At 68.0% G+C, this 9155-nt stretch carries 7 protein-coding genes and 3 pseudogenes; 4 read left to right on the forward strand and 6 right to left on the reverse strand.

Annotated features, from left to right (window positions below):
• Positions 1 to 7: 7 nt before the first annotated feature.
• Positions 8 to 310 carry an urease subunit gamma gene (locus tag G205_RS15365; RefSeq protein WP_009358789.1) on the reverse strand — a complete coding sequence of 101 codons (303 nt, stop codon included), beginning with the start codon at positions 308 to 310 and terminating at the stop codon, positions 8 to 10.
• 95 nt (positions 311 to 405) lie between these two features.
• Complete coding sequence (locus G205_RS15370) at positions 406 to 1284, reverse strand: LysR family transcriptional regulator (protein WP_009358790.1); 879 nt, start codon at positions 1282 to 1284, stop codon at positions 406 to 408.
• Between the two features lie 122 nt (positions 1285 to 1406).
• On the opposite strand from G205_RS15370, the gene G205_RS15375 reads away from it, so the two are divergent.
• Together G205_RS15375 and G205_RS15380 are read left to right on the forward strand one after the other, a co-directional pair.
• Complete coding sequence (locus G205_RS15375) at positions 1407 to 2561, forward strand: FAD-dependent oxidoreductase (RefSeq protein ID WP_009358791.1); 1155 nt, start codon at positions 1407 to 1409, stop codon at positions 2559 to 2561.
• Positions 2561 to 3813: pseudogene (locus G205_RS15380) on the forward strand (allantoate amidohydrolase). The gene G205_RS15375 and the pseudogene G205_RS15380 overlap by 1 nt, the downstream one beginning before the upstream one ends.
• 49 nt (positions 3814 to 3862) lie before the next feature.
• Here the strand turns inward: G205_RS15380 and G205_RS15385 are convergent.
• The 4 genes and pseudogenes from G205_RS15385 to arfA form a co-directional block, all read right to left on the reverse strand.
• The gene (locus G205_RS15385) at positions 3863 to 4438 is read right to left on the reverse strand and encodes a cysteine hydrolase family protein (RefSeq protein WP_009358792.1); all 576 of its coding nucleotides are present in this window, start codon (positions 4436 to 4438) and stop codon (positions 3863 to 3865) included.
• Positions 4439 to 4507: 69 nt separating this feature from the next.
• Positions 4508 to 5511, reverse strand: a pseudogene (locus G205_RS15390) (LacI family DNA-binding transcriptional regulator).
• A gap of 94 nt (positions 5512 to 5605) precedes the next feature.
• Complete coding sequence (locus G205_RS15395; RefSeq protein ID WP_035753348.1) at positions 5606 to 6190, reverse strand: HhH-GPD-type base excision DNA repair protein; 585 nt, start codon at positions 6188 to 6190, stop codon at positions 5606 to 5608.
• Positions 6191 to 6269: 79 nt separating this feature from the next.
• A pseudogene (gene arfA, locus G205_RS15400) lies at positions 6270 to 7757 on the reverse strand (arabinosylfuranosidase ArfA).
• On the opposite strand from arfA, the gene G205_RS22135 reads away from it, so the two are divergent.
• Together G205_RS22135 and G205_RS15405 are read left to right on the forward strand one after the other, a co-directional pair.
• Positions 7756 to 7938: a hypothetical protein gene (locus G205_RS22135; RefSeq protein ID WP_200859172.1), complete on the forward strand. Its 183-nt coding sequence runs from the start codon at positions 7756 to 7758 to the stop codon at positions 7936 to 7938. The pseudogene arfA and the gene G205_RS22135 overlap by 2 nt on opposite strands.
• 466 nt (positions 7939 to 8404) lie before the next feature.
• The gene (locus G205_RS15405) at positions 8405 to 9091 is read left to right on the forward strand and encodes a GAF and ANTAR domain-containing protein (protein WP_235046958.1); all 687 of its coding nucleotides are present in this window, start codon (positions 8405 to 8407) and stop codon (positions 9089 to 9091) included.
• The last annotated feature ends 64 nt before the right edge of the window (positions 9092 to 9155 follow it).

Consider the following 9155-nt stretch of genomic DNA (forward strand, 5'->3'; position numbering starts at 1 on the left):
GGCGCCCCTAACGGATCGGGTCGTGGACAGTAACAAGCTTGGTGCCGTCCGGGAATGTCGCCTCGACCTGGACGTCATGGATCATCTCGGGAACGCCTTCCATCACGTCTTCGCGGGTGAGCAGGGTGGTTCCGTAGCTCATGAGTTCGGCCACGCTGCGGCCGTCCCGGGCGCCCTCGATCAGCTCATAGCTGATGATGGCCACCGCCTCCGGGTAGTTCAGCTTGAGCCCCCGTGCCTGCCGCCGCCGGGCGAGGTCGGCCGCCACGACGATCAGAAGCTTTTCCTGCTCACGGGGCATCAGATGCATAGGGTTCCCTTCAACGGCCTTCAGGACGGCGTGGGACCCAGAGTAGGCGGCGAACGTTTCCGCCACGTTTCCGCCATGTCATGGCGGGCCTTCGCTCAGTCCGGCACATGCCCTTTCAGGCATGCCACGAAGTCGTCGACCACCGGGGAAGGGTGCAAGGGCCGCGCTACGTGGAGTTCCGTCTGGGGCCGCCCGGCCAGCCGGCGCGTGGTCACACCCGGCATCTGGAACCGCTCCACGGATTCAGGCAGCACGGACATGCCCAGCCCGGCGGCCACCAGGCCAAGGACCGTTTCCTGGTGGATGGCCTGCTGCACGACGGCGGGGGGCACCGCGAGCGGTTCGAACAGCCGCAGGACCCGGGACACGAAGCCCGGCATCAGGCGGTACGGGAAAAGGATCATGGGCTCGCCCTCGAGGTCCTCCGGCCGGATCTCCTCCTGCCCGGCGAGGGGGTGGTTTTCCGGGATGACCGCCACCAGGTCCTCGGTGCCGAGCAGTTCGAGGTGGAGGCCGGGCACGTCCCCCGGGTCGCGGACCAGGCCGACGTCGAGATCGCCGTCAAGCAGCTGTTCGATCTGTTCGCCGCTGGTGAGCGGGTGCAGCACCAGGTCCACCCGCGGCCGGTGCCGGCGGAAGGCGCGCAGTGCCTCGGGGACGGTGGTGTAGCTCGCGGAGCTGACGAAGCCCACCTTGACCTTGCCGCTCTTTCCGGCGGCGACGTCGGCAACATCGCCCGCCGCGGCATCCAACTCCGCCACGGCCGCCCGGGCCCTGTCCCTGAACGCCTCGCCAGCGGCTGTCAGGGTGACGCGGCGGGTGGTGCGGTCGAACAGCTGCACGCCAAGCTCACGTTCCAAGCCCTTGACGGCGACGGTCAGGGGCGGCTGGGTGATGTGCAGGCGTTCAGCCGCCCTGCCGAAGTGCAGCTCGTCAGCGACGACGAGGAAGTACCGCAGCTGCCGGAGCTCCATGAGGATTCTTTCGATAGACGCCAATAATTGCTAGTCAAATGATATTGGACGCAGCGCCTTTCCGGATGGGTTACTGGATGCAGAGCACGAACCACCACGTCACTGCATCAAGGAGCCATCCAATGGATTCGATCGAGTACGCCGTCGTCGGGGCAGGGCTGTCCGGAGCAGCCACGGCCTGGCACCTCGCCGCCCGCGGCCACGGGGTTGCCCTGCTGGAACGCACCACCCCCGCCAACGACGCCGGAAGTTCCCACGGCTCCGCCCGGATCTTCCGCTACGCCTACCCCGAGGAGTTCTACACCGGCCTGGTCCAGGAGGCCAAGGCCAGCTGGGACGAACTGGCACGCCTCAGCGGCAAGCAGCTCATCACCCCCACCGGAGCCGTGGACTACGGCGCCATCCGCCAGCCCAAACGCCTCGCCGCAGTGCTGACCAGCCGCGGCATCGACCACGAACTCCTCACCCCCGCCGAAGCAGGCCGCCGCTGGCCCCAGATCGCTTTCGACACCCCAGTGCTGTGGCACCCGGACGCCGGCGTGATCGACGCCCACGAATCCGTCGCCGCCATGGTGGACCAGGCAGTGATCGATGGCGCGGCACTCCACACCAACTGGGCCGTCGCCTCCATCGCCGGCTCAGCCGGCGCCTACGTCCTCACTTCGGAGGACGGCCGGACCCTGCGCGCCGCGAACGTCATCGTCGCCGCCGGCGGCTGGCTGCCCCGGCTGCTGGGGTCGCTGGCGCTGCCGTCGTCCTTCCTGGCCGGGATGCCGCCCATCGAAGTCCGCCAGGAACAGGCCTACCACTTCCCCTATGTGGACGGCACAGACCCCTCCACCTGGCCCACCTTCATCCACAAACGCGAGGGCTGGCAGGCCTACGGCCTGCCCGGCGGCCGTGACGCCGGCTTCCGCGGCCAGAAGGTCGCCGAATACAACGGCGGCAAAATCCTGCCCTCCGCCGCCGACCAGGACGGCAGGATCAGTGCCGACAACCGCCGGCGGGTCATCGACTACGTCGCGCAATACCTACCCGGCCTGGTGCCCGAACCGTACGCCGAAACCACCTGCCTGTTCACCAACACCCCCACCGAAGACTTCATCCTGGACCGGGCGGACGGCATCACCATCCTCTCCCCCTGCTCCGGCCACGGCGCCAAGTTCGCCCCGCTGATCGGGAAATTTGCGGCAGACCTCGCCACGGGCGCAGGACAAGTCCCGGACCAGTTCCGGCTCGCGGCCCAGGCCCACGGCACGGCAGTGGCGGCCCACTGATGGCGCGGACGATCGAAACCGAGCCGCTGGCCACCGCTCCGGCGGCGACCGTGACCGGCCTGATGGCTGAAATTTCCGCCGTCGGAACGGATGCCCTCCGCGGCGGCTACACCCGCCCGGTGTACTCCACCGCAGAACTGGACCTGCGTGCCTGGTTCACCGAGCAGGCCGAAAAGCGCGGCCTGGCCGTGGAAACCGACCGCAACGGCGCCATCTGGGCCTGGTGGGACATCCCCGGCGGGGACCGCAGCAACAGCCTGGTCACCGGCAGCCACCTCGACTCCGTCCCCGGCGGCGGGCCCTTCGACGGCCCGCTCGGCGTCGCGTCCGCGCTGGTCGCCGTGGACATCCTCAAAGCCCGGATGGCCACCCCGCCGCGCCCGCTCGCCGTCGTCGTGTTCCCGGAAGAGGAAGCTCCCGCTTCGGCGTCGCCTGCCTCGGCTCCCGGCTTCTGACCGGCGCCATCGACCCGGACAAAGCCCGGAACCTGCGGGACCCCGACGGTTCAACCTTCGCCGACGTCGCACGCGCCAATGGACTGGACCCGCGCCACGTCGGCAAAGACGAACAACTCCTGGGCCGGATCGGCGCCTTCGTGGAGCTGCACGTCGAACAGGGCCGCGGCCTGATCGACCTGGACCAGCCCGTCGCCATCGCCTCGTCCATCCTCGGGCACGGACGCTGGCGCCTGAGCGTCCACGGCCAGGGCAACCACGCCGGCACCACCCTCATGGCCGACCGGTACGACCCCATGGTTTCGGCCTCCCGCATGGTCGTCGCCGTCCGCGACATTGCCCGGAAACAGCCCCACGCCCGCGCCACGGTCGGCAGGCTCCAGCCCGTTCCCGGCGGAACCAACGTCATCGCCTCCCGCGTGGACTTCTGGCTGGACGTCCGCCACCCCAACGACGCCGTCACCGCCGCCCTCGTGGAAAGCATCCACCTGCAGGCCCGGGTCATCGCCGCCGAGGAAGGCTGCCGCGTGGAACTCCGCGAGGAGTCGCTGAGCCCCACCGTCCATTTCGATCCAGGACTGCAGAAGGACCTCCAGCTCGCCCTGCCGGACGCACCCGTCCTGGACACCGGGGCAGGACACGACGCCGGCGTCCTCGCAGCCCACGTCCCCACCGCCATGGTTTTCGTCCGCAACCCCAGCGGCGTATCCCACTCTCCCGAAGAACACGTGCTGGACGAGGACGCCGAAACAGGCGCCCAAACCCTCGCCGACGCACTCCACGGGCTGATGGCCTGACCACCCTGTTAAGGCGCGACGCGGCACGCGCGGACGTGCCGCCGTCGCCTTACCTCGTGCGCCCCTCTGCCGACGCTTCCTGCAGCCTGGCCACGATCTCGTCAGTGGACTGGACGGGCTGGCGGTAGGTGGTGGAGAGGATGCGCAACATGTCCTCGGCGTCCTTGGTGTCCTCGGAGGCCATGGCGTCCTTGGCGTAGGTGACGCGGATGTTATGGGCGAAGGCGTCCGCGCCGGTCTGGGCGATGCAGTTGTGGGTGGAGACGCCTGCCAGCACCACTTCGTTGGCACCCCAGTTCCGCAGCCGGGACAGCAGGTTGGTGCCCACAAAGGCGCTGTCGCGGGTCTTGTTGAGCTGGGGCAGGCCGTCCTTTGCCAGGCCCGGAACGGCCTCGGCCTGCTTGCTGCCGCGGAAGATGAAGCCCTGGTCGTCGTCGAGCATGTTCAGCGTCCAGGTGGACTTGTCGCGCTCATGCTCCGTGCCCACCAGCAACGCCTTGTGGCCGGTAGACGTGAAAGCCTCCAACAACCGGTTGCAGGAGGCAACCAGCCGGTCCTGCCGGGCGGCCAGTTCCGGTGCTTCGAAGTATGCGTTCTGCATGTCGATGACCAGGAGGGCAATCATGGGGCACCTTTCCGTCTGTTGAACCGGTGCCAAAACCGTACCCGCCGGCGGCGCTGATGAAACTTGTAGCTACGGAGCAGACTCCCGGATCTTCAGCTCGAAGCCGGCCTCAATGTGAACGCCCTGCCCGGCGGTTTCCCGGCCGGCGAGGCGGTCCAGCAGCAGGGTGATGGACCGCTCGGCAATCTCATCCATGCCCGGCGAAACGGTGGTCAGGGACGGCGAGGCGAACCGCGCCTCATCAATGTCGTCAAAGCCCGCCACGGCCACGTCCTGCGGAACCCGAAGCCCGCGGATCAGCAGTTCGTGCAGGGCCCCCAGCGCCAGCACGTCGTTCAGGCCGAAGACGGCATCGAACTGCACCCCGCTGTCCAGCAGGCCGGCCACAGCACCGGCCCCGCCGTCCCGGCGCCACACACCGGAGGCTATCAGGGCGGGATCGAAGGCGACCCCTGCCTGTTCCAGTGCCCGCCGGTACCCGTTGAGCCGCAGCCCGGCACTGCCGGCCGACTCTTCCGGGCTGGCCCCGAGCACCGCAATGCGACGGCGGCCGCTGTTCAGCAGATGCTTGGTGAGTGCCGCGGCGGCTTCCTCGTTCTTCATGGTGACCAGGTCAAAGCGCGGTCCATGATGTGCTCGCCGAGCATGACCAGGGGTTTCTTGCCCGCGCGTTCGGCGATGGCGTCGGCGTCGATGGACAGCGGGGTGAACAGCAGTCCGTCGGTGAGCTGGCGGAACGGGCCGCGGAGGGCGTTCAGTTCCGCCTCCGACTGTGCGTCGGACTGCTCCACCAGGACACGGTAGCCGCGCCGGGACGCAGCCTTCATCAGCTTCGCCGCCAATTCGGCATAGTAGGGAGCGGCAAGGTCGGACAGGACCAGCCCCAGCATGGAAGTCTTGCCGGACCGCAGGCTCCGGGCCGTCAGGTTGGCTTCGTAGCCCAGCTCGGCGATGGCGTCCTGCACCCGCTGCTTGGTGGCAGGACGGATGAACTCATAGTCGTTCAGGACGTTGGAGACGGTCTTCAGCGACACCCCCGCCGCCCTTGCAACGTCGTTCATGGTGACCGCCATCATGGCTCCTTCGTGTGGTTCTGCCGGGTTCTGCGATACATCGTTGCAGAAAACACCGCGGGTACGGCAACCCGCCGCCACGAAGGAGGGAAGGTCAGCCCTTCGCCTTCTTCGCGGCAGCCTTGGCGGCCTGCTTGCTGGCGCGCACCTTGACCAGGGACTCCGGATCCACGATGTCCGCGACGGACAGGAAGGCACCCTCCTCGCCGTAGTGGCCTGCCGCTTCCTGCCAGCCGGGCGCCTGGAGGCCGCGCTGCTTGCCGAGCAGGGCCAGGAAAATCCTGGCTTTCTGGTCGCCAAAGCCGGGCAGCGCCTTCAGCCTGCGCAGCACCTCCGCGCCGTCCGGATTGCCCTGCGTCCAGATCGCGGCGGCGTCACCGCCCCAGTCGTTCTGCACCGCCTCGGCCAGCGCCTGGACGCGTGCGGCCATGGAGCCCGGGAACCGGTGGACCGCCGGCCGCTCCTTGAACATCTCAACAAAGGCCTGCGGATCGTGCGCCGCGATGGCCTCCGGCTTCAGGGAGCCGATCCGGGTCCTGATCTTCTCCGGCCCGGCGAACGCGGATTCCATGGTCACCTGCTGGTCCAGCAGCATTCCGGTCAAGAGCGCAAAGTCATCCTCGCTCAACAACTTATCGGCGGCGGGATCACCCGTGATGTGCAGTTCCATGCCGTCCATCCTCCCAGAGGTTGCCGCAGACGCCAGCGGGGCGCGGAATTGTTGCCTTCCGCGCCCCGCTGGGGGCATCCGCCTGCTGCTACTTGCCGACGGCGAGCCGGATCATCGACCAGGACACGGCAGGAAGCTCCGCGGTGAGGCGGCCGCCGTCGGCCTTTGCCGTGACGTTCTCAGCGGGCAGGACGGAGGTGGAATCATCGCCGTTGCCTGCCAGTAGGGGTCCTTGTTGGCGTAGGTGAGGGCCTCCACAACCTGAACGTTGCCGAACGCGGACACCGCGGCGTCCAGCCGCAGCGCGTCCGTCGCCGAGCGGTTGACGGCGAACACCACCGCCTCCCCCTTTTCGGCGTCGTAGGTTGCGACGGCGGACACCGCGGCAACGTCCGTCGTCTTGCCCCCGCTGACCAGGGGGATTCGACGGCGAGCTGCAGCACGGTGCCGGACGCGTGGCGGGAGGTCAGGGCGAACGGGTGGAAGGTGGTCTGCTTCCAGGCACGCCCGCCCGGTTCGGTCATGATGGGGGCGATGACGTTCACCAGCTGCGCCAGGCTTGCCGAGTGCACCCGGTCCGTGTTGCGGAGCAGCGTGATCAGCAGGTCCCCGACCACCACGGCGTCCGCCACGGTGTAAATGTCCTCCAGCAGCACGGGGGCCACCGGCCAGTCCTTGCCGCTGGGCGCCTTGGACTCGCCGCGGCTCATGTGCCAGACGTTCCACTCGTCGAAGGAGATGTTGATCTGCTTGCCGGACTTCCTGACCGACTTCACGTGGTCGATGTGGGCAACGATGTCGCGGATGAACGCGTCCATCTTGTGTCCGGCGGCAAGGTGTTCCTGCAGGTCGCCGAAGTCCTCGAAGTACTGGTGGGCCGAGACCAGGTCCACGAGGTCGTAGGTCTCGCTGAGCACCACGCGCTCCCACTCGCCGAACGTCGGCATGGTGGGCCCGGAGCTGCCGCAGGCCACCAGTTCAAGGTCCGGATCCAGCATGCGCATTCCCCGGGCGGTGTCCGCCGCGAGCCGGCCGTACTCGTGGGCGCTCTTGTGGCCGATCTGCCAGGGGCCGTCCATCTCGTTGCCCAGGCACCACATCTTGATGCCGTAGCCCTTTTCGGCGCCGTTGGCCCGGCGCTGGTCCGAGAAGGCCGTCCCGCCGTCGATGTTGCAATACTCCAGCAGGTCCAGCGCCTCCTGGGTTCCGCGGGTGCCGAGGTTGACGGCCATCATGGTCTCCACGCCTGCCTTGGCGGACCATTTGGCGAACTCGTCCACGCCCACCAGGTTGGGGTCGCTGGAGTGCCAGGCGAGGTCCAGCCGCACCGGCCGCTGCTCCACCGGGCCCACGCCGTCCTCCCAGCGGTAGCCGGACACGAAGTTGCCGCCCGGGTACCGCACCGTGGATACCCCCAGTTCGCGGGTGAGTTCCAGGACGTCCCCGCGGAAGCCGTCCCGGTCCGCCGTCGGGTGCTCCGGCTCAAAGATGCCGGTGTACACGCAGCGGCCAAGATGCTCCACGAAGCGCCGAAAGTGCGCCGCCGGACCGGCCCCACCACGAAGGCGGGATCCATGGTGATCTTCGCCGCGGCTGATTCTGCTGTGGTCACGAAAGATTCCTCACTCCAGTTTTTACAACGTTATAGAAATACATTCTTTGGCACTCCCGCAGCAGCAGTCAAGCGGTTGGGAGAAAGTCCTTCAGAAGCTGTTCCAGTGGCATCCGGCAAGCCTCAAGCCACCCACCTGCGGTGATGGGATCCGGCGGCACGGGCGAAGCAAAGCAGGTACTACCTAATCTCAAAAACGAGTACCTCCTACGCGTTCATCCCCCACAGCAGCGGAACTAGGTTTCTTACCAGAGAAGAAGTGACGTGGCTCGAGGTACGTGGCTCACGAGGGGGTGTGAGACTGGCAATGCATGCACGACATATAACCTCAGGCTTCCCGGTCCAACGGACGCGGGTATTGAGCGGGGCCGGCGACGAGGAGGCCTTTGAGACCAAGGCCTCTCCCCAGCCGTCGCCGGCCCTCTTGTGCCGCCTCGAAATCCGGGCTCGCGCCCGGCAGCCGTCATCGCCGGGGTGTCCACGCCTGATCCCGGCGGCCAGGACCTGCTGCTGGACCTGGTGACCGGCACCGGCACGTTGGGGGAATCCCTCACCCGCCTGGTGACAGCTTCGGCCCAGGCCGTTGTCCGGACTGCAGGCCTCCGCATCGAATGCGGGGTCATAGTCCACCAGCCAAGAAGCCGCCCGCCATCACAGGCACTTCGGAGGAGGTTGTCCGGCTGCTCGACTGGGAGCACCGGGAAGCGGAGGGACCCGTGCGCGAGGTGCTCGCCGGCGGCCAGCCCGTGGCAGTCCTCCAGCGCAACGGCGACTTCCGCTGGCCGCGTTACTGCGACCAGCTGCAGCAGGCCGGTCTCGGCAGCGTCCTGGGCGTGCGGCTGCCGCTCAGCAGTGAGGCACCTGCGCAGGGGGCGAAGGACGGCGGCGCTGCAATCGGCGCCCTCGCAGGGGGTCCGGACGGGAGCGCCGGCGCCCGGCCCCGGGAAGACAGGCCCGCCGCTTTGGCATTCTTCGCCCAGGATGCGAAGGCCTTCCCGCTGCAGGTCATCGCGGAAGCCCGCTCGTTCGCGGGGCTGGCGGCCAAGAGCCTGCAGATGGCCATCGACCTGCATACCGCCCGCTCCATGGCCACGGACCTGCGTTCCGCCCTGGACAGCCGCACCTCCATCAACGTTGCCTGCGGCGTCATCATGGCGCAGAACAGATGCTCGTACCACGAAGCCTTTTCCATCCTCGCCAAGGCCTCCAGCCACCGGAACGTCAAGGTGCGCAGGATCGCGGAGGACATCCTGGAGCGGCTGCCGGAGGGCGCCCCGCGCGCCCACTTCGGTCACTGACCGCACACCTCGGCCAGCCCCCACCGCACAGGAGTTTTTGTCCAGATATGGCGGCTTCAGGGGA

Origin of the sequence: Arthrobacter nitrophenolicus, assembly GCF_000332815.1 — a bacterium.
GTDB classification, from domain to species: Bacteria; Actinomycetota; Actinomycetes; order Actinomycetales; family Micrococcaceae; genus Arthrobacter; species Arthrobacter nitrophenolicus.

Excerpts from the sequence above, each read along its gene's own strand:
- G205_RS15365 (WP_009358789.1), bottom strand. The coding sequence starts at position 310 with ATGCATCTGATGCCCCGTGAGCAGGAAAAGCTTCTGATCGTCGTGGCG.
- G205_RS15370 (WP_009358790.1), bottom strand. The coding sequence starts at position 1,284 with ATGGAGCTCCGGCAGCTGCGGTACTTCCTCGTCGTCGCTGACGAGCTG.
- G205_RS15375 (WP_009358791.1), top strand. The coding sequence starts at position 1,407 with ATGGATTCGATCGAGTACGCCGTCGTCGGGGCAGGGCTGTCCGGAGCA.
- G205_RS15385 (WP_009358792.1), bottom strand. The coding sequence starts at position 4,438 with ATGATTGCCCTCCTGGTCATCGACATGCAGAACGCATACTTCGAAGCA.
- G205_RS15395 (WP_035753348.1), bottom strand. The coding sequence starts at position 6,190 with ATGGACGGCATGGAACTGCACATCACGGGTGATCCCGCCGCCGATAAG.
- G205_RS22135 (WP_200859172.1), top strand. The coding sequence starts at position 7,756 with ATGGTGATCTTCGCCGCGGCTGATTCTGCTGTGGTCACGAAAGATTCC.
- G205_RS15405 (WP_235046958.1), top strand. The coding sequence starts at position 8,405 with ATGCGGGGTCATAGTCCACCAGCCAAGAAGCCGCCCGCCATCACAGGC.